Genomic DNA, 23,768 nt, shown 5'->3' on the forward strand with positions numbered 1-23,768 from the left:
TCCGGCCCCGCTCCCGACCGACTGGAGAACGCATCATGCTGCTCATCGTCCTTGCCTATCTCGGCGGCGTGCTCACGATCCTGAGCCCGTGCATCCTGCCCGTGCTGCCGTTCGTATTCGCGCGCGCCGACCAGCCGTTCGTGCGCACCGGCCTGCCGCTGCTCGCCGGCATGGCGCTCACGTTCGCCGTCGTCGCGACGCTCGCCGCCGTCGGCGGCGGCTGGGTCGCGCAGGCCAATCAGGCCGGCCGCTGGATCGCGATCGTGCTGCTCGCGGTATTCGGCCTGACGCTGCTGATGCCACGCTTCGCGGAACACCTGACGCGTCCGCTCGTGGCCGCCGGCAACCGGCTCACCGGGTTCGCGCAACGCGACGGCCGTGCGGCCGGCCCGGCGTCGTCGCTGCTGCTCGGCGTCGCGACGGGCCTGCTGTGGGCGCCCTGCGCGGGCCCGATCCTCGGCCTCGTGCTGACCGGCGCCGCGCTGCGCGGCGCGAGCGTCGGCACGACGCTGCTGCTCGTCGCGTATGCGGCCGGCGCGGCGACCTCGCTCGGCGTCGCGCTCGTGATCGGCGGCAAGGTGTTCGCCGCGATGAAGCGCTCGCTCGGCGCCGGCGAATGGATCCGGCGCGGGATCGGCGCGGCGCTGCTGGCCGGCGTCGGCGCGATCGCGCTCGGCCTCGACACGGGCGCCCTCGCGCAACTGTCGACCGTCACCACGGGCGGGCTCGAAACGAAGCTCGTCGACCGCCTCGGCGGGCGCTCGAACGGCGCGCCGGCGGCAACGGCCGCACCCGGTGCCACCGACAACGCGGCGGGCGGCGCGATGATGGCTGCCGCCGCGGATGGCGCGCAGGCCGGCGAAGGTGCGATGGCCGGCAGCGCGATGATGCGTGCGGTCGGCGCGACCCCGTCCGCGCTGCCCGTCGAAGGCACGCTGCCGTCGCTCGACGGCGCGGTGCAGTGGCTGAACTCGCCGCCGCTGACGGCGGCCGGGCTGCGCGGCAAGGTCGTGCTGGTCGATTTCTGGACGTATTCGTGCATCAACTGCCTGCGCACGCTGCCGTACACGACCGCCTGGGCACGCAAGTACGCGCCGTACGGGCTCGTCGTGATCGGCGTGCACGCGCCGGAGTTCGCGTTCGAGCGCGACATCGGCAACGTGAAGAAAGCCGTGCACGATCTCGGCATCGACTACCCGGTCGCGATCGACAACGGCTATTCGATCTGGCGCGCGTTCAACAACGAATACTGGCCCGCGCACTACTTCATCGACGCACAGGGACGGGTCCGCCATCACCACTTCGGCGAAGGCGAATATGTGCAGTCCGAACGCGCAATCCAGTCGCTGCTCGCCGAAGCCGGTCATCCGGACGCGCTGAACGTGCCGCTCGGGCTCGCCGGCGCCCCTGCGAAAGGTGCGCTCGCGGCGGCCGACAGCGCGGACGCCCGTTCGCCCGAGACCTACGTCGGCTATGCCCGTGCGGAAAGCTTCGCGTCGCCGGGCGGCGTCGTGCGCGATGCGGCGCACCGCTACGACGCGCCGGCCCAGCCGGATCTCAACGGCTGGGGCCTCGCCGGCACGTGGAGCGTCGGCGCCGAACGCGCGGCACTCGCCGCGCCGGATGGCCGGATCGTCTACCGCTTCCATGCACGCGATCTGCATCTCGTGCTCGGCCCGGGCGCGAACGGCCGGCCCGTGCGCTTTCGCGTGACGCTCGACGGCACGGCGCCCGGCGCCGCGCATGGCGCCGACGTCGACGCGCAAGGCTACGGCACCGTCACCGGCCAGCGCCTGTACCAGCTCGTCCGCCAACCCGGCGCGATCGCCGATCGCACGTTCGCGATCGAGTTCCTCGATCCGGGCGTCGATGCGTACGCCTTCACGTTCGGCTGATCGCGCGCACCGCCGCCATCCGAGCACCGTCCTTTTCAACGCATTCCGAAGGAGCAAAACATGATCCCGATCCCGACCCGCGATGCCGCCGCCCGACGGCGCGCGGTCATGCTGCGCCGCATCGGCGCCATCGCCGTCGCGGCGGCGGCCGTATTCGGCTACCAGCGCATCGTCAATTCCGCCGAGCCGATGCGCACCGTGCCCGCAGCAACACTCGACGAAACGCCTGGCGCGTCGCACGACGAAACGGCCGTGCTCGCCGGCGGCTGCTTCTGGGGCGTACAGGGCGTGTTCGAACACGTGAAGGGCGTGAAGCAGGTCACCGCCGGCTATGCGGGTGGCGCGTCCGAAACCGCGCACTACGCGCTCGTCGGCTCGGGGCTGACGGGGCATGCGGAATCGGTGCGGATCGTCTACGACCCGACGCAGATCACGTACGGCCGGCTGCTGCAGGTGTTCTTCTCGGTCGCGCACGACCCGACCCAACTGAACCGGCAAGGCCCCGACGAGGGCTCGCAGTACCGCTCCGCGATCTTCCCGACCACCGCGCAGCAGCGCGCGGTCGCGACCGCGTACATCGCCCAGCTCGGCAGCGCGCATGTGTTTCCGGCGCCCGTCGTTACGCGTGTCGAAGCCTACAAGGGCTTCTATCCGGCCGAGGCCTATCATCAGAACTACCTCGAGCTGCATCCCGATGCGCCGTACATCGCGTTCAACGACCTGCCGAAGGTCGCCGGGCTGAAGCAGTACTTCCCGGCGCTGTACCGTACCGACCCGGTGCTGTGGCGCGAAGCGCGCTCGTGAGCCGCTGGCGAGCGTCCGCTCGCCGCATGGCGACATACCGCCCGCCGCCCAGCCGCGCCACGGCCGCCACCCATCGGCGGCGGCCTCTTTGCGCCACGTCAACGAATCGACGAACGCGATGCCGGGGCAAACCCGCATCGCATCCGCCGGGGTCGGCAACTTCGCGTAGACTTCTCCTGATCCCCGCCGCATGATGCGGCACCCGGACCACCCGCCCAGCCAGGAGGCGTCACGCATGCGCGCAGTGCCTTTGCCTGACAGCAACACCCTCGAAGAACCGTCCACCGGCGCGGTCGTGCGCGACCTGCGCCGCGTGCCCATTCATCCGGATCACTGGTATCCGCTCGCGTGGTCGCGCGAGCTCAAGCGCGGCAAGACGCTCGGCGTGCGCTTCGCCGGCGATCCGATCGTGCTCGTGCGCACCGAATCGGGCGCCGTGTATGCGCTCGAAGATCGTTGCGCGCACCGCCAGGTGCCACTGCACGCGGGCGTCGTGAGCGGCGAAACGCTGCGCTGCTGCTATCACGGCTGGACCTACGCGTGCGACAGCGGCCGTTGCGTCGACGTGCCCTACCTCGGCCGCGAGCGCTTGCCCAACGGCGTGCGCGCGTATCCGTGCCGCGAGGCGCACGGGCTGATCTTCGTGTTTCCAGGCGACGCCACGCTCGCCGAAACACGGCCGTTCCCCGCGCTCGAATCGGCGGACAACCCCGCGTACAAGACGCGCCGCTTCGGTCGCGAGGTCAAGTGCCACTATTCGTTCATGCACGAGAACCTGATGGACATGAACCATCAGTTCCTGCATCGCAAGCAGATGGGGCAGATGCGCGCTCGCTCGGTGGGCCGCCGCCGCGGCGACGACTGGGTCGAGGTCGACTACACGTTCGCGCGGATGGAAGGCAAGCAGCCGGTCGGCGAGGCGCTCGTGTTCGGCGCGAGCAAGAAGCCGGCCGACCAGTCCGACAAGAGCGTGATGACGGTGCGCACCGGCTACCCGTACCAGACGCTGCAGATTCGCTCGAGCGAAGGCACGCTCGTGATGGACCTGTGGATCGTCTACGTGCCGCTCGATGCCGAGCAGCGCACCAACCGCACGTTCGGGCTGCTGTCGATCCACAAGCCCGGCATCCCGTTCGCACTCGATCTCGCATGGCCGCTGCTCGTGTGGTTCACCGAGCGGATCTTCCGCGAGGATCGCTGGATCGTCGAACGCGAACAGGAAGCGCACGACGCCCAAGGCGCCGACTGGAACCACGAGGTGTTTCCGGTCATCAACGAGCTGCGCGACCTGCTGCGCCAGTGCGGCGCGCGCACCGTGATCCCGATTCGCGACGTGCGCGACAGCGCGTAACGCGCGGCGCGCCGCGGCGCGCGCCGCTACAGCGTGAACGCGCCCGGCAGCAATGCGCGGGCCGTCGTGATCTCGACGGCCCCTTTCAGGTTCGTGAGGATCACTTCGATGTCGGGCTTGCCGATCTCGATGATCACCTGACGACATGCGCCGCACGGCGCGATCGGTCCGTCCGTGTCGCCCACCACCGCGAGCCGCGCGAAATCCCCGGGCCGATAGCCGGCGGCGATCGCCGCGAACAGCGCCGTGCGTTCCGCGCAATTGCACAGGCCGTACGACGCGTTCTCGACGTTGCAGCCGTGGAAGACCGTCCCGTCGCGCGCCAGCAGCGCCGCGCCGACCTTGAAGCGCGAATACGGCGCATACGCGCGTTCGCGCGCCGCCTTCGCCTGTTCGATCAGTTCGTCTCGTTCCATCGTGGTGAAGCCTCCGGGAGCGCGGTCAGTCGACGCGCTGGTAAAGGGTCGGCGGCGCTTCGCCGGTCTCGCCGAGCACGTAGCCGCGGCGGATCGCATCCACCGCGTGGGCCGCGGCCGCTTCGTCGCGGGCGTGCACGAAACCCAGCGGCTCGCCGGCCTCGATGCGCTGCCCGATCTCCGCGAGCGCCGACAAGCCGACGCTGACGTCGATCGCATCCTCCGCGCGCGTGCGGCCGCCGCCGAGCGCGACCACCGCGAGCCCGAGCGCGCGGCAGTCGACCCGCTGCACCACGCCGCTCACGGGAGCCGGAACCGGCACGATCACCGCCGCCCGCGCCAGATGCCGCGCGGGCGCGTCGAGCAGGTCGGCCGGGCCGCCGAGCGCGGCGACCATGCGCGCGAAACGCTCGGCGGCCGCGCCCGAATCGAGCGCCTGCTGCAGCTTCTCGCGCGCATGGGCGGCATCGCGCGCCAGCCCGCCGGTGACGAGCAGCTCCGCCGACAGCGCCATCGTCACGTCGTGCAAACGGGCGGGACGCGACTTGCCCGTCAGGTAGTCGATCGCGCACGCCACCTCGAGCGCATTGCCCGCGCACGGCGCGAGCGACTGGTTCATGTCGGTGAGGATCGCGGTCGTCTTCATGCCGGCGCCATTGCCGACGTCGACGATGCTGCGCGCCAGTTCCGCCGATTTCTCCGCGGTCGGCATGAACGCGCCGGAGCCGACCTTGACGTCCATCACGAGCCCGTCGAGCCCCGCCGCGAGCTTCTTCGACAAGATCGACGCGGTGATCATCGCGACCGATTCGACGGTCGCCGTCACGTCGCGGATCGCATAGATGCGCTTGTCGGCCGGCGCGAGCCGCGCGGTCTGCCCGATGATCGCGACGCCGACCTCGCGCACCGTGCGGCGAAACGCATCCGTATCGGGCATCACGTCGTAACCGGGGATCGCGCTCAACTTGTCGAGCGTGCCGCCGGTATGGCCGAGCCCGCGCCCCGAGATCATCGGCACGTAGCCGCCGCACGCGGCCACCATCGGCCCGAGCATCAGCGACACGACGTCGCCGACGCCGCCCGTCGAATGCTTGTCGATCACCGGCCCGCCGAGATCGAGTGCGCGCCAGTCGAGCACGTCGCCCGAATCGCGCTGCGCGAGCGTCAGCGCGACGCGCTCGTCGGTGCTCAGGTCGTTGAAATACACGGCCATCGCGAACGCGGCCACCTGGCCCTCGGTCACGCTGCCGTCGGTCACGCCGCGCACGAACGCGGCCATGTCGTCGCGATCGAGCGGCTGCCCGTCACGCTTCCTGCGAATGAATTCCTGCGGTAGAAACATCGTTGCCTCGCTTCGATCGGAGTCGACTGTACGGTTCAATGCAGCGAGAAAAACAGGCCGGCAATCGCCGCGCTCATCAGGTTCGACAGCGTCGCGGCCGTCAGCGCGCGCAAGCCGAGCCGCGCGACGTCCGAACGGCGTTCGGGCGCGACCGCGCTGAAGCCGCCCGCGAGAATCGCGATCGACGAGAAGTTCGCGAAGCCGCACAGCGCGAACGATACGATCGCGAGCGTCTTCGGGTCGAGCACCTGCAGGCCGGCCGCCGCCGCGTGCGCGCCACCCTTCAGGTACGGCGACAGGTCGCCGTACGCGACGAATTCGTTGAAGATCAGTTTCTCGCCGATGAAGTTGCCGGCCAGCGTCGCATCGTGCCACGGCACGCCGATGATCCATGCGAGCGGCGCGAACAGATGGCCGATGATACCGACCAGCGTTACCTGCGGAAAGCCCGCGAACGCGGCCGCGCCGCCGACGATCAGGTTCATCAGCGCGATGAGCCCGACGAACGCGATCAGCATCGCGCCGACGTTGATCGCGATGCGCAGGCCGACCGATGCACCGGAGGCGGCCGCCTCGATCACGTTGGCGGCGCGCTTGTCGTCGAAATCGAGGCCATCGACCACCACGCGGCTCGGCTCGACGGTCGGAAACAGCAGCTTGCCGAACAGCAGCCCGCCCGGCACCGCCATGAACGACGCGGCGAGCAGGTACTCCATCTTCACGCCGAGGCCGGCATAGCCGACCAGCACCGAGCCCGCGACCGACGCCATCCCGCTCGCCATCACCGTGAAGATCTCGGCGCTCGTCATGTTGCGCACGAACGGCTTCACGAGCGCGGGCATCTCGCTCTGCCCGAGGAAGATCGTCGCGACGGCCGAGCATGCCTCGATGCGACTCACGCCGAGCACCTTCGCCAACCCCGCGCCGAGGATCGCGACGATCCACTTCATCACGCCGATGTAGTACAGCACCGAGATCAGCGCGGTGACGAAGATGATCATCGGCAGCACGCGCAGGCCGAACACGAACCCGCCGTCGCCGAACAACTGGAACATGCGCGCGTCGACCAGCCCGCCGAACACGAACGCGATGCCGTGATTGCCCATGTCGAGCACGCGATTGACGCCGTTCGCGGCCCCGGCCAGCGCCGCGCGGCCCGACGGCACGAACAGCACGAGCGCACCGATCGCGAACTGCGTGAGCAGCGCGGCGATCATGGTCCGCGCGCTGACCGCACGACGGTTGTTCGACAGCAGATACGCGACCAGCAACAGAAACAGCATGCCGAGGAGACTGCGCAGAATATCCACCTTGTGCTCCTTTCTCACTATTTGAACTGTCCGGCGGGCGGCCCGTGCCCGCGACCCGTGCGATCGGGTTGGTGGATGTTACTCGCTCGATATGCGCGCCGGCAACGTCGCCAAAATCGCCGCGGCCAATGGCATCGATCGTTTCTTTTTTCGTGCCTCGACGACTTGATCAGTTGTTCTATCTACCCTGCGAAAACGCGCGCGGGGCGCGCCGTTCGAACGGACACGCCCCGCATGACCTGCGTCGTTCAACCGGCGCGTTCGACCGGATGCGGCTCGCGCAGCCGGTTCGCGATCCGCGCGGCCTCGTAGTAGCCCGCGCCCGGCGGGCGCTTGAGGTAGCGGCCCGCGCCGCGCACCGCGCGCAATTCGCCGTCGGCCCATGCGAGTGCGCCGCGCGTGAGCGTGTGCGTCGCGACGCCCTGCACCGTCATCCCCTCGAACACGTTGAAGTCGACCTGCTGGTGATGGGTCTTCACCGAGATCGTCTTCGTCGCGGCCGGGTCCCACACGACGAGGTCGGCATCGGCGCCAACCTGCACGGCGCCCTTGCGCGGATACAGGTTGAAGATCTGTGCGGCATTGGTCGACGTGATCCGCACGAACTCGTTCGGCGTGATGCGGCCGTGATTCACGCCGTGGTGCCACAGCACCGACATGCGATCCTCGACACCGCCGCAGCCGTTCGGGATCTTCGTGAAATCCTCGCGGCCCATCGCCTTCTGCGACGCGCAGAATACGCAGTGATCGGTCGCGGTCGTATGCAGCTGGCCCGACTGCAGCCCGCGCCACAGCGCCTCGCGATGCTCGGCCGAGCGGAACGGCGGGCTCATCACGTGGGCCGCCGCGCGCGTCCAGTCCGGATCGCGATAGACGGCCTCGTCGATCACGAGGTGGCCCGGCAGCACTTCGCCGAACACACGCAGCCCTTCGCTGCGCGCACGGGTGATCACGTCCACCGCGTCCTTCGCCGACACGTGCACGATATACACGGGCACGCCGAGTACCTGCGCGATCCGGATCGCGCGGTTCGCGGCCTCGCCTTCCACCTCCGGCGGCCGCGACAGCGGATGCGCCTCCGGCCCCGTGATCCCGCGCGCGAGCAGCGCCTTTTGCAGCTGGAACACGAGCTCACCGTTTTCCGCGTGCACGGTCGGCAGCGCGCCGAGTTCGAGCGAACGCGTGAAGCTGTTCACGAGCACCTCGTCGTCGGCCATGATCGCGTTCTTGTACGCCATGAAGTGCTTGAAGCTCGACACGCCATGCTCGCGCACGAGCGTGCCCATGTCGCGGTGCACGCTGTCGTCCCACCACGTCACGGCCACGTGGAAACCGTAATCGGAAGCCGCCTTCTCGGCCCAGCCGCGCCATTCGCGGAACGCATCCATCAGCGGCTGCTTCGGGCTCGGAATCACGAAGTCGATGATGCTCGTCGTGCCGCCCGACAGCCCGGCCGCGGTGCCCGAGTAGAAATCGTCGCTCGCGGTGGTACCCATGAACGGCAGTTCCATGTGCGTGTGCGGGTCGATACCGCCCGGCATCACGTACTGGTCGTGCGCGTCGACCACGGTTGCGCCGGCCGGCGCGTCGATCTGCTCCGCAATCTGCAGGATCGTGCCGCCGTCCTGCGGGTCCGCGCAGAGCACGTCCGCGCGATAGGAGCGGTCCGCATCGACCACGGTGCCGCCACGAATCAGGATTGCCATTTCGTTGCCTCCTCGTTGACTGTCGGTGCCGCATGCCGCGCGCGAGCCGCATCCGGCCCGCGCGTGCGTCATGCGCTCGCGATCTGCGCGCGCTGTCCGGCGCGCCACTTCATCCAGGTGCCGTACACGCCCGACGCCAGCACGAGGCCGACGAACCACGCGTACGTGTAAAGCGTGTTGAAGAACGCCGGCACGTTCGGGAACGACGCCGGAAACGCCGTATGCAGGAAGCCCGGCAGGTTCGGCAGCACGCCGACCGCGAGCGCGACCAGCGCGGCCGGGTTCCAGCCGCGCGCATAGCTGAAGTCGCCGCGCTCGTCGAACAGTGCGCGTGTGTCGAGCTGCGTGCCGCGAATCAGGAAATAGTCGACCATCAGGATGCCCGCGACCGGCCCGAGCAGCGCCGAATAACCGACGAGCCAGGTGAAGATGTAGCCGTCCGTCGTCGCGAGGATCTTCCACGGCATCATCACGATCGCGATCGTCGCGGTGATCATCCCGCCCGCGCGGTACGAGATCGCCTTCGGCCACAGGCTCGAAAAATCGTATGCGGGACCGACCAGGTTCGCCGCGAGGTTGCAGCACATCGTGTCGAGCGTGAGGATCACGAGCGCGATGCCCACGCCGATGCCGGTCATCCGGCTCGTCAGGTCGATCGGATCCCAGATCGCGTTGCCGTAGATCACGACGGTCGCCGACGTCACGACGACCGACACCACCGACAGCAGCGCCATCGGCAGCGGCAGCCCGATCGACTGCCCGATCATCTGGTCGCGCTGCGAATGCGCGAAGCGCGTGAAATCGGGAATGTTCAGCGCGAGCGTCGCCCAGAAGCCGACCATCGCGGTCAGGCCCGGCCAGAAGGTCGCCCAGAAGAGTCCGGCCTTCTTGCCGCCCGCCGCGAACTGCGACGGCGCCGACAGCATCGAGCCGACACCGCCCGCCTGCGACGTCGCCCACCACACGAGCGCCACGCACATCACGACCTTGATCGGCGCAGACCAGCTTTCGAGCCAGCGGATCGAATCGGTGCCGTGCCAGATGAAATACAGCTGCAGCGCCCAGAACACGAGGAAGCACGCGAGTTGCCCGAACGAGATGCCAACGACAGGCAGCGCCGCGCCGTGCAGCGCGTTGCCGGTCAGGATGTTCAGCAGCGTGTAGATCGCGCTGCCGCCGAGCCAGGTCTGGATGCCGTACCAGCCGCAGGCGACGATCGCGCGCAGCAGCGCGGGCAGCTTCGCGCCCTGCGTACCGAACGACGCGCGCACGAGCACCGCATACGGAATCCCGTGCTTCGCGCCTGCATGGCCGATCAACAGCATCGGCACGAGCACGATCAGGTTGCCGAGCAGCACCGTCATCACCGCCTGCCACGGCGACATGCCTTCCTGGATCAAGCCGGCCGCGAGCATGTACGACGCGATGTTCATCACCATCCCGACCCACAGCGCCGCGAAGTGGTACCACTTCCACGTGCGCTGCGCCGGCGTCGTCGGCGCGAGGTCGTCGTTGTACAGGCTGCCGCCGTGCGCCGCGGCGCTGTCGGGATCGGCGGGATTCGCTGCGTGATTCATCGAACACACTCCACGAAAACGTCAGCGCCGGCATCGTGCGACGCCGGCCCGGGGAAACGAAAAGCGGCGGCGCAGTCCATGCCGCGCCGCCGGACCTCGGTCAGGCCGCCTTCGCGTGCTTCTCGGGCGCCGCCGCCGGGCCACTCGCACCAGCCTCCGCGCTCGCCGGATTGTTCGGATGCGTGGTCCAGTTCGCGTAGTCGCCCGAATCGACACGCTCCATCGTGATGCATTGCTCGACCGGACACACATGCATGCAAAGATTGCACCCGACGCATTCCGAATCGATCACTTCGAAGTGCCGCACGCCGTCCTTCGTCGCCGTGATCGCCTGATGCGACGTGTCCTCGCACGCGATATGGCACAGCCCGCACTGGATGCAGCGATCCTGGTCGATGCGCGCCTTGATGTCGTACTTCAGGTTCAGGTATTTCCAGTCGGTCACGTTCGGCACCGCGCGGCCGCGAATGTCGTCGAGCGTTGCGTAGCCCTTCTCGTCCATCCAGTTCGACAGGCCGTCGGCGAGATCCGACACGATCCGGAATCCGTAATGCATCGCGGCGGTGCACACCTGCACGCTGCCGGCGCCGAGCACCATGAACTCGGCCGCATCGCGCCACGACGAGATGCCGCCGATGCCCGAGATCGGCAGGTTCGGCGTTTCCGGGTCGCGGGCGATCTCCGCGACCATGTTCAGCGCGATCGGCTTGACCGCCGGCCCGCAATAGCCGCCGTGCGTGCCCTTGCCGTCGACGGTCGGCATCGGCGCCATCTGGTCGAGATCGACCGCGACGATCGAGTTGATCGTGTTGATCAGCGACACGCCGTCCGCGCCGCCCTTGTACGCGGCGCGGGAGCCCATCCGGATATCGCTGATGTTCGGCGTGAGCTTCACGAGGCACGGCAGCTTCGTGCCTTCCTTCACCCAGCGCGTAACCATCTCGACGTATTCGGGCACCTGCCCGACCGCCGCGCCCATGCCGCGCTCGCTCATCCCGTGCGGGCAGCCGAAGTTGAGTTCGACCGCGTCGGCCCCGGTGTCCTCGACGAGCGGCAGGATCCATTTCCAGTCGCGCTCGTTGCACGGCACCATCAGCGACACGATCAGCGCGCGGTCCGGCCAGTCGCGCTTCACCTGCGCGATCTCTCTCAGGTTCACGTCGAGCGGACGGTCGGTGATCAGCTCGATGTTGTTCAGCCCCGCGATGCGCTGGCCGTTCCACTGCACCGCGCCGTAACGCGAACTGACGTTGACGACGTGTGGATCGAGCCCGAGCGTCTTCCAGACGACGCCGCCCCAGCCCGCCTCGAAGGCGCGATTGACGTTGTAGGCCTTGTCGGTGGGCGGCGCGGACGCCAGCCAGAAGGGATTCGGCGAAGTGATGCCTGCGATGGTGCAGCGAAGGTCGGCCATGTTCGGCTCCGTGAGAATGGGGGCGTGTTCGGTGTGCGTGCGGTCAGGCCGCCTTCGCGTCGCGCGCGGCAAGCGTGGCGTCGATCGACGCGGCCGTGCGCTTGCCGTCCTGCACGGCCTGCACCGTGAGGTCGACGCCGTCCGTCGCCGCGCAGTCGCCGCCGGCCCATACGTCCGGCAGCGCCGTGCGTCCGTCCGCATCCACCGCGATACGCGTGCCGTCCGCAGTCAGCAGCGCGGCTTCGACACCGTCCGGCGCCAGCGTCTGGCCGATCGCCTTCAGCACCATGTCCGCGCCGACGGTGAAGCGCTCGCCCGATGCGCCTTCGAATTCGACGCCCGTCACCTGCCCGTCCGTGCCCGCGATGCGCATCGGCTTCGCGTGCGTGACGAGCGTGACGCCGCTCTTCTGCGCGAACTCGCGTTCGGCCCACGTCGCGCTCATCGCGTCCACGCCGCGCCGATACACCATCGTCACGCGCTCCGCACCGAGCTTGCGGCTCTGCACCGCCGCATCGATCGCCGTATTGCCGCCGCCGATCACGACCACGCGCCGCCCGACCGGCACGTTCTCCAGTCCGTCCGCCTGCCGCACCTGCTCGATGAAATCGACCGCGTTCATCACGCCGCCCAGTTGCTCGCCGTCGATCGCAAGCGCACGCACGCCGCCGAGGCCCATCGCAAGGAATACCGCGTCGTGCTGCTCGCGCAAGGCGTCGAGCGTCACGTCGCGGCCAAGCGCCACTCCCGTTTCCAGCGTGATGCCGCCCACCGACAGCAGCCACTCGACCTCGCGTTGCGCGAAATCGTCGACGGTCTTGTACGCGGCGATCCCGTATTCGTTGAGGCCGCCGGCCTTCGGGCGCGCGTCGAACAGCGTGACACGATGCCCGGCGAGCGCGAGCCGGTGCGCGCACGCGAGCCCGGCCGGCCCCGCGCCGACCACCGCCACATGGCGACCCGTCTCGGGCGCGCGCCGGAACTGCACCGCGCCGGTCTTCACCGCCCAGTCGGTCGCATGCCGTTGCAGCGCGCCGATCGCGACGGGCTGCGCGTCCTGATGGTTGCGCACGCATGCGCCTTCGCACAGGATCTCCGTCGGGCACACGCGAGCGCACATCCCGCCGAGCGGATTCGCGGACAGGATGTCGGTCGCCGCGCCTTTCAGGTTGCCGTTGCCGATCTTGCGGATGAAGCTCGGGATGTCGATCTGCGTCGGGCACGCATGCACGCACGGCGCGTCGTAGCAGTAGTGACAGCGGCTTGCGGCGGCCGCCGCGGCAGTCGGATCGAGCAGCGGCGCGATATCGGCGAATTCGCACGAGAGTTGCGTGGACGACAGGCGATGCGCGGCGATATCGCCGGTTGGCTGGGTGGTCATACGCGTTCCTTCGACTGGGTGGAGACAAAGCCGTCCCCGCCGGCTGCGGATGCACAGTCGGGGCGGTCATGCTTAGGAATGCAAATATCTGACGTGATGCAGCCTCACGGCCGCTACGGTCGATCCATCACGAGGCCGGCTCGCATGCGCGCGACAGCATCGCGTGCAGCAGCACGTTCGCGCCGGCCTCGATCCATGCGGGCGTCGCGTCCTCGATCTCGTTGTGGCTGATGCCGTCGATGCAGGGCACGAACACCATCGACGTCGGCGCGACCTGCGCCAGATAGCACGCGTCGTGGCCCGCACCCGACACGATGTCGCGATGCGAGTAGCCGAAGCGGTCGGCCGCGCCGCGCACGGCCGCCACGCACTCAGGATCGAACGCGACCGGCTTGTAGTAGAAAATCTGCTCGAGTTCGGTTTCGAGCCCGATGTCGACCGCGATGCGCGCGACGCCGTCGCGCAGCGCCGCATCCATCTTCGCGAGCACGGCGTCGTCCGGATGACGGAAATCGACGGTGAAGAACACGCGGCCGGGAATCACGTTGCGCGAGTTCGGGTGGACCTGCATCATGCCGACCGTCGCGCAGCCGAACGGGGCATGATCGAGGCCGATCCGGTTGACGAGGTCGACCACGCGCGACGCGCCGAGCAGCGCGTCACGGCGGCGCGGCATCGGCGTCGGCCCCGCGTGCGCCTCCTGGCCGGTAAACGTGATCTCGTACCAGCGCTGCCCCTGCGCGTCGGTCACGACGCCGATCGTCTTGCATTCCGCTTCGAGAATCGGCCCTTGCTCGATATGCAGCTCGAACGCCGCGTGCAGCTTGCGCCCGCCGCACGGCACGTTGCCCGCATAGCCGATGCGTGCGAGCTCCTCGCCGATCGTCTTGCCGTCCACGTCCTTGCACGACAGCCCGTATTCGAGCGGAAACACACCCGCGAACACGCCCGACGCGACCATCGCGGGCGCGAAGCGCGAGCCCTCCTCGTTGGTCCAGATCACGACCTCGACCGGATGCTCGGTCTCGATGCCGTGATCGTTCAGACTGCGAATCACCTCGAGGCCGCCGAGCACGCCGTAGATACCGTCGAAGCGCCCGCCGGTCGGCTGCGAATCCGCGTGCGAACCCGTGACGACCGGCGCCGCGTCGGCCACGCGGCCCGCGCGACGCATGAACACGTTGCCCATCGTATCGACCGTCACCGTGCAGCCGGCGGCCTTCGCCCAGCCGACGATCAGGTCGCGGCCGGCCTTGTCGAGATCGGTGAGCGCGAGGCGGCACACGCCGCCCTTCGGCGTCGCGCCGATCTTCGCGACTTCCATCAGGCTGTCCCACAACCGCTTGCCGTCGACCCTGATCGACGTGTCGAAAGCTGCCCGCTTCACTGTTTCCGATACCGCGCTCATTCGTATCGCTCCTGGGGGGTCGGTGATGTCGCCAGCCCGGTCTGTGCCGGTGCGTGCGAGGCCTGTTTCGGGGCACGCCGCACGGATGCGGTGCATGTCCGTCGATGCAGGCAACGCGTTAAATCCTGTCCGATTGGACAGGTTTTAGACGATCAAAATGACCAGCGCAACGTCTTTCTTGCGTGACGCGACAGAGCGAGAAACGTGCCATCGCAACGCAGCATCGTCGTGACTGCAGCGTCGCCACATCCGTGCGCGCGACGCGAATCAGCGGCTAGAATGAAGCCCAACGCGGCATGGCCGCCGCGCGAGGGTAACGATGAGACATGACGAGGCGGCAATCGCAGCCACCGACCGTGACGAAACGCCGGCGCCTTTGCGGCGACGCAAGGCGCATATTCGCGAGTCCAACGAAGCGCATCTGCTCGCGTGCGCGGAAGCCGTATTCGCGGAACGCGGGCTCGCCGGCGCCAGCACCGCGATGATCGCAGAGCGCGCCGGCCTGCCGAAGGCGAACGTGCACTACTACTTCCCGACCAAGCTCGCGCTGTACCGCCGCGTGCTCGACGACCTGTTCGAGGACTGGCATCGCGCGGCCGGCTCGTTCGAGGCCGACGACGATCCGGTCGAAGCGATCGGCGGCTACGTGCGCGCGAAGATGACGCTGTCGCAGCGGCGCCCGCTCGGCTCGAAGGTGTGGGCCAACGAGATCATCCACGGCGCGGAGCACATGCAGGACATCCTGTCGCAACGCGTGAAGCCGTGGTTCGACGCGCGCGTCAGGGTGATCGAAGGCTGGATCGCGCGCGGGCTGCTCGCGCCGATCGACCCGCACGCGCTGATGTACCTGATCTGGGCGACCACGCAGCACTATGCGGATTTCGATGCGCAGATTCGCGCGCTGAGCGGCAAGCGCGCGTTCACGAAGAAGGCGTTCGACGAGAAAACCGAGCAGGTCGTGCAGCTCGTGATTCGCGCGTGCGGCGCGGTGTCGCCGAACGCGAAGCCTTAGCGCGATACGACGCTTCCATCGAATAAAAACGGGCGGCGCGCATCACACGGGGATGTCCCGTGCAATACGCGCCGCCCGTGATGCCGCGTTCGCGCGTGCGAACAATGCGATGCGATGCGCGACTTCTTACGCGATGCGCTCGATCGCAATCGCCGTCGCTTCACCGCCGCCGATGCACAGCGATGCGACGCCGCGCGTCAGGCCATACGTTTCGAGCGCGGCCAGCAGCGTCACCATCACGCGCGCACCCGATGCGCCGATCGGATGCCCGAGCGCGCACGCGCCGCCGTGCACGTTCACCTTCTCGTGCGGCAGGTCGAGGTCGCGCATCGCGGCCATTGGCACCACCGCGAACGCTTCGTTGATCTCGAACAGGTCGACGTCGCGCAGGTTCCAGCCGGTTTTCTCCGACAGCTTGCGCAACGCGCCGATCGGTGCGGTCGCGAACAGGCCGGGCTTGTCCGCATGAGTCGAATGCCCGACGATCACGGCCTTCGGCGTGAGGCCGAGGCGCTCGGCTTCCGAGCGGCGCATCATCACCAGCGCGGCCGCACCGTCCGAGATCGACGAAGCGTTCGCGGCCGTCACCGTGCCGCCGTCGCGAAACGCCGGCTTCAGCGTCGGGATCTTGTCGAGTTTCGCCTTGCCGGGCTGCTCGTCGATCGACACGATGCTTTCCGTCTTGCCGGCCTTCACGGTCACCGGCGCGATTTCCGACACGAAACGCCCTTCCGCGATCGCACGCTGCGCCCGCGTCAGCGACGCAATCGCGAACGCATCCTGCGCTTCGCGGGTGAACTGGTACGCCTGCGCGCAATCCTCGGCGAAGGTGCCCATCAGGCGGCCCTTTTCATACGCGTCCTCGAGCCCGTCGAGGAACATGTGATCGAGCACCTGTCCGTGACCCATGCGCATGCCCGCGCGCGCCTTCGGCAGCAGATACGGCGCATTCGTCATGCTCTCCATCCCGCCCGCCACGGCCACCGCCGCCGAACCGGCCAGCAGCAGGTCGTGCGCGAACATCGCCGCCTTCATCCCCGAACCGCACATCTTGTTGACCGTGGTCGCGCCCGCCGCGAGCGGCAGCCCGGCCTTCAGCCCGGCCTGTCGCGCGGGCGCCTGGCCCTGGCCGGCCGGCAGCACGCAGCCGAACACGATTTCCTCGATGCGTTCGGCCGGCACGTTCGCGCGCTCGAGCGCGGCACGAATCGCCACCGCGCCAAGGTCGCTCGCGCTCGCCGCCGCCAGGTCGCCCTGAAAACCACCCATCGGCGTGCGCGCCGCACCCACGATTACGATCGGATCCTGAGTCGTCATGATTCGCTTCCTCCAGTGTCAGCGCGGTGCCATGCGCAACGCGCCATCGAGACGGATGACTTCGCCGTTCAGCATCGTGTTCTCGGCGATGTGGCGCACCAGCGCCGCAAATTCTTCCGGGCGGCCGAGCCGCGGCGGAAACGGCACGCTCTTGCCGAGCGCGTCCTGCACGTCCTGCGGCATGCCGGCCATCATCGGCGTCGCGAAGATGCCGGGCGCGACCGTCACGACGCGAATGCCGAAGCGCGCGAGTTCGCGCGCGATCGGCAGCGTCATGCCCACCACGCCGCTCTTCGACGCCGCATACGCGGCCTGTCCGATCTGTCCATCAAACGCCGCGACCGACGCGGTGTTGATGATCACGCCGCGCTCGCCTTCCGCATCGGCGTCCTGCTTCGACATCGCTTCGGCAGCCAGCCGAATCATGTTGAACGTGCCGACGAGGTTGATCGACACCGCCCGCGCGAAGCGGTCGAGCGAGTGTGGGCCATCGCGGCCGACGACCTTCTCGCCCGGCGCGACGCCCGCGCAGTTGACGAGCGCATCGACGCGGCCGAACGCGTCGCGCGCGGCCGCGACGGCCGCCTGACCGTCGGCTTCGCTCGTCACGTCGGTCTTCACGAACCGTGCGGCCGCGCCGAGTTCGTTCGCGAGACCCGCGCCCGCCTCGTCATTGACGTCCAGCAGCATGGCCTTGCCGCCTTGCGCGACGACCATGCGCGCCACCGCGGCGCCGAGGCCGGAACCGGCGCCCGTAATCAGAAAAACGCGATCCTTGATATTCATTGGCAGTCCGTATTCAGGGTTGAGCGACCTTCTCGGCTTCCATCTTGCGCAACACGAAGCGCTGGATCTTGCCGCTCGGGGTTTTCGGCAGCGCGTCGACGAAGTCGATCGCGCGCGGATAAGCGTGAGCGGACAGCCGCCGCTTCACGTGCAGACTCAATTCCTCGGCCAGTTCCGGCGTGCCGTCGAAGCCCTTCGACAGGACGACGAACGCCTTCACGATCTCCGTGCGCTCCGGGTCGGGCACGCCGATCACGGCGGCCTCGCTGACGGCCGGATGCTCGATCAGCGCGCTCTCCACGTCGAACGGGCCGATCCGGTAGCCGGACGACGTGATCACGTCGTCCGCGCGGCCGATGAAGCTCACGGCGCCGTCCGGCTCCAGCTCCACGTTGTCGCCGGTCCGGTAATAGCCGCCCGCGATCGCCGGCGTGTCCTGCTGCCAGTAGCCGCGGAACCACAGCAGCGGCGAGCGCGCGATGTCGATCGCGAGGTTGCCGGGCTCGCCGGGGCCGAGTTCGCGGCCCGCTTCGTCGAGCACCGCGACACGGTAGCCCGGCATCGCGAAGCCGGCCGAACCGACGTGCACCACGTGCGTGAGGCCGTGATGGTTGTTCACGACCATGCCCAGCTCGGTCTGGCCGTAGTGATCGTGGATCGGCGCCCCGAGCGCCGCGTGGAACCAGCGCACGACCTCCGGGTTCAACGGTTCGCCCGCGCTGCTCACCACGCGCAGCCGGCCCTTCACGCGCGCGGCCGCTTCCGTCCCGGCCGCCATCAGCATCCGGAATGCGGTCGGCGAACCCGCGAGGCTCGTGATGCCGAGCCGGTCGATCACATCGTACGTGCTGTCGACCGTGAAGCTGCCCTCGTACAGCGTCGTCGCATGACCGAGCAGCAGCGGGCCCGTGATCGCGTAATAGAGGCCGTACGCCCAGCCCGGATCGGCGATGTTCCAGAACCGGTCGCCGGCACGCAGGTCGACCGCTTCGCGCATGTACGCGCCGAACGCGAGCAGCGCGTACAGCGGCACCGGCACGCCCTTCGGCAGGCCCGTCGTGCCCGACGTCGACATCATCATGAACAGGTCGGATCCCTTGCGCAGCACGGGTTCGAACGTATCGGACTGCGCGTCGAGCGCCGCGCGGAAATCGATGTCGCGCACCGGCAGCGCCTCGCCTGCTTCGCGTACCGTCGCGACCAGCGGGCAATCGGCGATTTCGTCGAGCTTCGCGCGATTCGCGACGTTGGTCACGACGAGCCGCGCATCGCTCATGCGCAGCCGGTGCTCGATCGCCTTCGGGCCGAACGCGGTAAACAGCGGCTGGTACACGGCGCCCGCGCGCCACGTGCCGAGGATCGTCGCGACGAGCTCCGGCGTGCGCGGCAGCAGGCCGGCCACCACGTCGCCCGGCTTCACGCCCTGCGCGACGAGCAGGTTCGCGACCCGGGCCGACAACGCCTGCATTTGCGCGAACGTAAAGCGGTGGTGCTGCCCGCCGGCGTCGATCCAGTCGAGTGCGATCGCATCCGCCTTCGCGTGCCGGTCGCAACATTCGACACACGCGTTCAGGCCGCGCTCCAGATCGCCGCTCAGTTGCGCGGCAGCGGTCTCGATACTGAAACGGGCCACGGCGTCGGCGTAAGCCGGCACCGCCCGGGCGGTAGCTCCTTCAGGCATGCGTGTCTCCTGTGCGTTATGGCCGCCGACGCGCCAGGGGCGCGACGGGGATACATCGATAGTAGACAGCCCCTACATTGCAATCAATGACAAACGGAATCTAGAATCATGATCGCTTTTGCCATGTCGAGAGGACGCAGGAAATGGGGCCGCAGATGATTTCGCCGGATTTCGTCGACGATGCGCTCGCGTGCCTGCGCCGGCGCGACTTGCCGACCGCGCCCGTGCTGCGTGCCGCCGGGCTGCCGGCCACCGTGCACGAGCCCGTCACGCCGCAGCAGTACGGCCGGCTGTGGCTCGCGATCGCCGGTACGCTCGACGACGAATTCTTCGGGCTTGCCGCGCGCCCGATGCGGCGTGGCAGCTTCACGCTGCTGTGCCACGCGGTGCTGCATGCCGGCACGCTCGACAAGGCGCTGCGACGCGCGCTGAAGTTTCTGCGTGTGGTGCTCGACGAGCCGCACGGCGAACTCGTGGTGGCCGACGGGCAGGCGCAGATCGTGCTGGCGCAATCGGGCGCGCCGTACCCGGCGTTCGCGTACCGGACGTTCTGGCTGATCCTGCTGGGCGTCGCGTGCTGGCTGATCGGCCGGCGCATCCCGCTGCAGCGCATCGATTTCGCGTGCCCGAGCCTCGGCCAGCGCAGCGACTATCACCAGTTCTTCGGCGTCCCGGTGCATTTCGACCGGCCCGACAGCCGGCTCGCGTTCAACGCCGCGTACCTCGCGCTGCCGACGATCCGCTCGGAGCAGACACTGCGGACCTTCCTGCGCGGCGCACCCGGCAATCTCCTCGTGCGCTACCGACACGACACAGGCTGGGTCGCGAAGACGCGCGCGCACCTGAAAGCGCTGCCGGCCGCCGAATGGCCCGACTTCGACACGCTGGCCGTGCGCCTCGACACGACGCCCGCGACGCTGCGGCGGCGTTTGCGCAGCGAAGGGCAAAGTTTCGCGGCGATCAAGGACGAATTACGCGGCGCGCTGGCCCAGTCGCTGCTGCGCGGGCACGCGCTCAGCGTCGCGGAGATCGCGGTCGAGCTTGGCTTCACCGAGCCGAGCGCGTTTCATCGCGCGTTCCGGAAATGGACAGGCACGAGCCCCGGTGCGTTTCGGCGCGACGTGCATGCGGCGAAGGCGGAGTCTTGACTGGCTAGGTGGATGCGGAGCGTCTCGTCATGTGCGGTCGATACGCGCCAGTCCTGTTTCTTCCGCATTCCGGTGCGAATCTGCGTAGCGCTCACCGCACCGCGGAAAACGCAGGACGTTGCGTCCCGATCCGTCTGACCACATACTGATCGGCAATCCGAACAAGGTTGCGTCGATGGTGAATGTCGATGAAAGCGCCGCTTCGATCTTCGGCGTGATCGGAACGGCCGTGTCGCTGCTGGCGGCGATTCCTTACGGGCTCGCGATCTATCGGCGCACCGTTCGCCCGCATCTGTTCACGTGGCTCGTGTGGTCGGTCGTCACGGCGATCGCGGCCGCCGGCCAGTTCGTCGCGGGCGCGGGCCCGTCCGCATGGTGCACGGCGGCGATTGCCGTCACGTGCTTTCTGACGCTGATCACCAGCCTGTTTCGCGGCGAGCACGGCTGGACGGGCCTCGACTGGCTGTTCCTGTGTGCAGCACTGTCAGCCATTCCGCTGTGGATGCTGACCGACGATCCGACGGTGTCGATCTGCCTGGTCACGCTGATCGAGCTGGCCGGCCTCGGCCCGACCGTGCGCAAGACGATCCGCGATCCGTGGAGCGAGAGCCTCGTCTATTTCGCGCTGTGCGTGCTCAAGTACGCGCTGGCGTTGCTGGCACTGAGCACGTGGAGTGTCGCGGTCGCGTTCTATCCGGCCGTCAACCTGATCGCGTCGATCGGCATCTGCATGGTGATGCTGGTCCGGCGTCAGTCGCTGTCGAATGCGCGATAGGCCGAGTTTGTCGCCCCCGTGCCGCTTTCCCTCCGAAATGATGCGAGGCCTGACAGGATGCAATCCGTACCGTTATCGAACCCAGCGAAACCACGCTCCGCGCGGCGATGCTGGCCAACGACGTCGAAGCGCTCGACGCGCTGCTGGACGACGATCTGGTGTTCACAGTCCCGACCGGCCAGGTCATCTCGAAAGAGGACGACCTGGCCGCGCATCGCGTGAAGCTTTTGCGTCTCGACACACTCGACGTCATCGAAATGCGCGCATCCGCGGTCGACGAGATGATCCTCACCACGACGCGAGCGGCTCTTGCCGGCCGTTTCGACGGCGCGGCATTCACCGGCACGTTTGCCTATACACGCCTCTGGCGTCGATCGGGCGCCCACTGGCGCGTCGTCGCCGGACATGCGTCGCAGGTCATATAGCCGCGCCGGGCGTGTGCATTTGAATGGCATCGCGCAACGCTGTGGTGAGCGGGTCGGCTGTCGATCGGGCGATGAGACCGTACGATCCGGATGATGCACTCATGAAAACGCCGACCAAGGGGGTGTCCGCCATGACGAGAGCCGAAATGCACAAGCTATTTATCGTGCGTGCTGCGCGTGCCGCGGACGCGGACGAACTCACACGACTGGCACGCCTTTCGAAGGCGCACTGGGGCTATCCGAAGGAATGGCTGGACGTGTGGCAAGACGATCTCACGATCTCGCCGGAGACGATCGAAGGGGCGATCGGTTACGTCGCGGAATCAGGCGAGTCGATCATCGGATTCTGGATCCGAGCATCGTTGAATTCGGATCGGCCAACGCCCGGATGGCTGTTCGTTCATCCCGATCACATGGGTCAGGGCGTCGCCCGTGCGCTGTGGAAATCGGTTCGGACCGAGGCCGCCGCGAGAGGAATCAAGAGCTTTGTGATCGTGACCTGCTCCCCGCGTTTAGTACGGTGACGGTGTAGAGTCCGTTCCAGAGAGGAACGGCAATGAAAAAGCGATTCACCGAAGAACAGATCATCGGCATCTTGAAGGAAGCCGAGGCTGGCCTGAAGCCGGCGGAGCTGTGTCGCAAGTACGGCATCTCGGAAGCGACCTACTACAACTGGAAAGCGAAGTTCGGCGGGATGACGGTCTCCGAAGCGCAGCGCCTGAAGGAACTGGAGCAGGAGAACAGCAAGCTCAAGCGACTGTTAGCCGAATCGATGCTCGACAACGCCGCGCTGAAGGACCTGCTGGCTCGAAAGTAGCAAGCCCGCAGGCCAAGCGCGAAGCGGTCCGGATATTGATGACCGAACGTGCCATGGGTGTTACCCGGGCCTGCGGGCTGGTAGGGATTTCGCGCTCGCTGTTCCACTACGAATCACGCCGCCGAGTTGATGACGAAGCGCTGACTGGCCGGATGATGGCCATCGCCGCGCAGAGGCGCCGCTACGGCTATCGCCGGATTCACGTGCTGTTGCAGCGGGATGGCTGCTTCGCCAACCACAAGCGCATCTGGCGCCTGTACAGCAAGGCGGGGCTGAGCGTGCGCAAGCGGCGACGCAAGCGTATTGCGGCTGTCGAGCGCACGCCGCTGCCGTTAGCAACAGGCCCGAATCAGAGCTGGTCGATGGACTTCGTTTCTGACGGGCTGGCCTATGGTCGGCGGTTTCGATGCCTGAACGTGGTCGACGACTACACGCGCGAGTGCTTGGCCATCGAGGTCGATACTTCGCTGCCGGGCCTACGAGTGCAGCAAGTGCTCGAGCGGCTCAAGGAGATGCGAGGCTTACCCGCATCCATCACGGTCGACAACGGGCCGGAGTTCGCTGGTAAGGTGCTGGATGCATGGGCCTACGAAGCCGGTGTCACGCTGTCGTTCATTCGGCCTGGCAAGCCGGTGGAGAATGCCTATATCGAGAGCTTCAACGGGCGGTTCCGCGATGAATGCCTGAACGAGCACTGGTTCGTCTCAATGCGCCACGCCAAGCGGCTGATTGAGGAATGGCGTATCGAGTACAACACCGAGCGGCCTCATAGTTCACTCGGCTATCTGACGCCGGTGCAGTTCGCGCGGGCGCACGATGCAAAGCAGCAGTTTTTAACCTCGGACTCTAACTGCAGTTCGGACTAAAACCGGGGGCAGGTCAATCGAAGCGGATCCCCATGCCGCGCCGTTCTATCTGACACTGGGGGCCGAAAAGATCAGCGAAAAGGAATCGAGCGCCATCCCGGGCAGATCTTTTCCGATCTTGCGGATCATGGTCTGATGGGTGAGGAGATCGCAGCAAGATGACTCACTGCATACGGTTGATCAGATTGGGCTACCGACCGCGGTAAGAGAGGTTGCGGCAGGGAAATACCGAGGTTCGATCAGTCCGGGAGCAGGTCTGATTTCTGAGATTTCAGCGGCCCGCTGCTTAGATGTGCTGCCGTGTAGCCATTCAGCACGAGGCGTGATCTACGTCGGG

Annotated in this window: 20 protein-coding genes and 1 pseudogene; 10 read left to right on the top strand and 11 right to left on the bottom strand. The window is 67.7% G+C overall.

From position 1 onward, the window contains the following. Positions 1-35 precede the first annotated feature (35 nt). The 3 genes from JMF86_RS34685 (at position 36) to JMF86_RS34695 (ending at position 4,050) form a co-directional block, all read left to right on the top strand. A complete protein-coding gene (locus JMF86_RS34685) occupies positions 36-1,895 on the top strand; it encodes a cytochrome c biogenesis protein DipZ (RefSeq protein WP_201317480.1) in 1,860 nt (619 codons plus the stop codon). 60 nt (positions 1,896-1,955) lie between these two features. Further along, on the top strand, positions 1,956-2,699 hold the full coding sequence (gene msrA / locus JMF86_RS34690; protein WP_011545781.1) for a peptide-methionine (S)-S-oxide reductase MsrA: 744 nt from the start codon (positions 1,956-1,958) through the stop codon (positions 2,697-2,699). 235 nt (positions 2,700-2,934) lie between these two features. Continuing rightward, on the top strand, positions 2,935-4,050 hold the full coding sequence (locus JMF86_RS34695; RefSeq protein WP_011545782.1) for an aromatic ring-hydroxylating dioxygenase subunit alpha: 1,116 nt from the start codon (positions 2,935-2,937) through the stop codon (positions 4,048-4,050). Positions 4,051-4,076: 26 nt separating this feature from the next. On the opposite strand, the gene JMF86_RS34700 is transcribed toward JMF86_RS34695, so the two are convergent. From JMF86_RS34700 to JMF86_RS34735, 8 genes are all read right to left on the bottom strand, one after another. Further along, positions 4,077-4,466: a cytidine deaminase gene (locus JMF86_RS34700; protein WP_011545783.1), complete on the bottom strand. Its 390-nt coding sequence runs from the start codon at positions 4,464-4,466 to the stop codon at positions 4,077-4,079. Positions 4,467-4,491: 25 nt separating this feature from the next. Then, a complete protein-coding gene (gene deoA / locus JMF86_RS34705; protein ID WP_011545784.1) occupies positions 4,492-5,808 on the bottom strand; it encodes a thymidine phosphorylase in 1,317 nt (438 codons plus the stop codon). A gap of 35 nt (positions 5,809-5,843) precedes the next feature. Next, entirely contained in the window at positions 5,844-7,118 is a 1,275-nt protein-coding gene (locus JMF86_RS34710) for a NupC/NupG family nucleoside CNT transporter (protein WP_011545785.1), read from the bottom strand. A 248-nt stretch (positions 7,119-7,366) separates the two neighbouring features. Continuing rightward, a complete protein-coding gene (gene hydA, locus JMF86_RS34715; RefSeq protein ID WP_011545786.1) occupies positions 7,367-8,824 on the bottom strand; it encodes a dihydropyrimidinase in 1,458 nt (485 codons plus the stop codon). Between the two features lie 68 nt (positions 8,825-8,892). Next, the gene (locus JMF86_RS34720; protein ID WP_201317481.1) at positions 8,893-10,401 is read right to left on the bottom strand and encodes an NCS1 family nucleobase:cation symporter-1; all 1,509 of its coding nucleotides are present in this window, start codon (positions 10,399-10,401) and stop codon (positions 8,893-8,895) included. Positions 10,402-10,501: 100 nt separating this feature from the next. After that, positions 10,502-11,815 (bottom strand): NAD-dependent dihydropyrimidine dehydrogenase subunit PreA, encoded by a 1,314-nt coding sequence (preA, locus tag JMF86_RS34725; protein WP_201317482.1) that lies wholly within the window; start codon positions 11,813-11,815, stop codon positions 10,502-10,504. A 43-nt stretch (positions 11,816-11,858) separates the two neighbouring features. Beyond that, positions 11,859-13,196 carry an NAD(P)-dependent oxidoreductase gene (locus tag JMF86_RS34730; RefSeq protein WP_201317483.1) on the bottom strand — a complete coding sequence of 446 codons (1,338 nt, stop codon included), beginning with the start codon at positions 13,194-13,196 and terminating at the stop codon, positions 11,859-11,861. A gap of 127 nt (positions 13,197-13,323) precedes the next feature. After that, on the bottom strand, positions 13,324-14,604 hold the full coding sequence (locus JMF86_RS34735; protein ID WP_201317484.1) for a Zn-dependent hydrolase: 1,281 nt from the start codon (positions 14,602-14,604) through the stop codon (positions 13,324-13,326). 319 nt (positions 14,605-14,923) lie between these two features. Here JMF86_RS34735 and JMF86_RS34740 point away from each other — a divergent pair, with 319 nt between their 5' ends. Beyond that, positions 14,924-15,616 carry a TetR/AcrR family transcriptional regulator gene (locus tag JMF86_RS34740; RefSeq protein WP_011545791.1) on the top strand — a complete coding sequence of 231 codons (693 nt, stop codon included), beginning with the start codon at positions 14,924-14,926 and terminating at the stop codon, positions 15,614-15,616. Between the two features lie 126 nt (positions 15,617-15,742). Here the strand turns inward: JMF86_RS34740 and JMF86_RS34745 are convergent, their stop codons facing one another. The 3 genes from JMF86_RS34745 to JMF86_RS34755 are packed head-to-tail and all read right to left on the bottom strand — an operon-like array spanning position 15,743 to position 19,400. Further along, entirely contained in the window at positions 15,743-16,933 is a 1,191-nt protein-coding gene (locus JMF86_RS34745; RefSeq protein ID WP_201317485.1) for an acetyl-CoA C-acyltransferase, read from the bottom strand. A gap of 18 nt (positions 16,934-16,951) precedes the next feature. Further along, positions 16,952-17,719: a 3-hydroxyacyl-CoA dehydrogenase gene (locus JMF86_RS34750; protein WP_201317486.1), complete on the bottom strand. Its 768-nt coding sequence runs from the start codon at positions 17,717-17,719 to the stop codon at positions 16,952-16,954. A gap of 13 nt (positions 17,720-17,732) precedes the next feature. Continuing rightward, positions 17,733-19,400 (bottom strand): acyl-CoA synthetase, encoded by a 1,668-nt coding sequence (locus JMF86_RS34755; protein WP_201317487.1) that lies wholly within the window; start codon positions 19,398-19,400, stop codon positions 17,733-17,735. A 143-nt stretch (positions 19,401-19,543) separates the two neighbouring features. On the opposite strand from JMF86_RS34755, the gene JMF86_RS34760 reads away from it, so the two are divergent. The 6 genes and pseudogenes from JMF86_RS34760 to JMF86_RS35250 all read left to right on the top strand — a co-directional run. After that, on the top strand, positions 19,544-20,548 hold the full coding sequence (locus JMF86_RS34760) for an AraC family transcriptional regulator (protein WP_201317488.1): 1,005 nt from the start codon (positions 19,544-19,546) through the stop codon (positions 20,546-20,548). A 175-nt stretch (positions 20,549-20,723) separates the two neighbouring features. Then, entirely contained in the window at positions 20,724-21,323 is a 600-nt protein-coding gene (locus JMF86_RS34765; protein ID WP_201317489.1) for a hypothetical protein, read from the top strand. A gap of 107 nt (positions 21,324-21,430) precedes the next feature. Next, positions 21,431-21,748, top strand: a complete 318-nt coding sequence (locus JMF86_RS34770) for a nuclear transport factor 2 family protein (protein WP_201317490.1) — start codon at positions 21,431-21,433, stop codon at positions 21,746-21,748. 131 nt (positions 21,749-21,879) lie between these two features. Beyond that, positions 21,880-22,272, top strand: a complete 393-nt coding sequence (locus JMF86_RS34775) for a GNAT family N-acetyltransferase (protein WP_268905949.1) — start codon at positions 21,880-21,882, stop codon at positions 22,270-22,272. 32 nt (positions 22,273-22,304) lie between these two features. After that, positions 22,305-23,431, top strand: a protein-coding gene (locus tag JMF86_RS34780) for an IS3 family transposase (RefSeq protein WP_201317491.1) whose coding sequence is annotated in 2 segments (ribosomal slippage) — positions 22,305-22,545 and positions 22,545-23,431 — 1,128 coding nt in all. Because the reading frame shifts where the segments join, the coding sequence is not laid out codon by codon here. Between the two features lie 13 nt (positions 23,432-23,444). Beyond that, positions 23,445-23,567, top strand: a pseudogene (locus JMF86_RS35250) (GNAT family N-acetyltransferase); the annotation flags it as partial. Between the last annotated feature and the right edge of the window lie 201 nt (positions 23,568-23,768).

The organism is Burkholderia sp. E168m15, from assembly GCF_016586105.1.
In the GTDB taxonomy this organism is placed as follows: domain Bacteria; phylum Pseudomonadota; class Gammaproteobacteria; order Burkholderiales; family Burkholderiaceae; genus Burkholderia; species Burkholderia orbicola.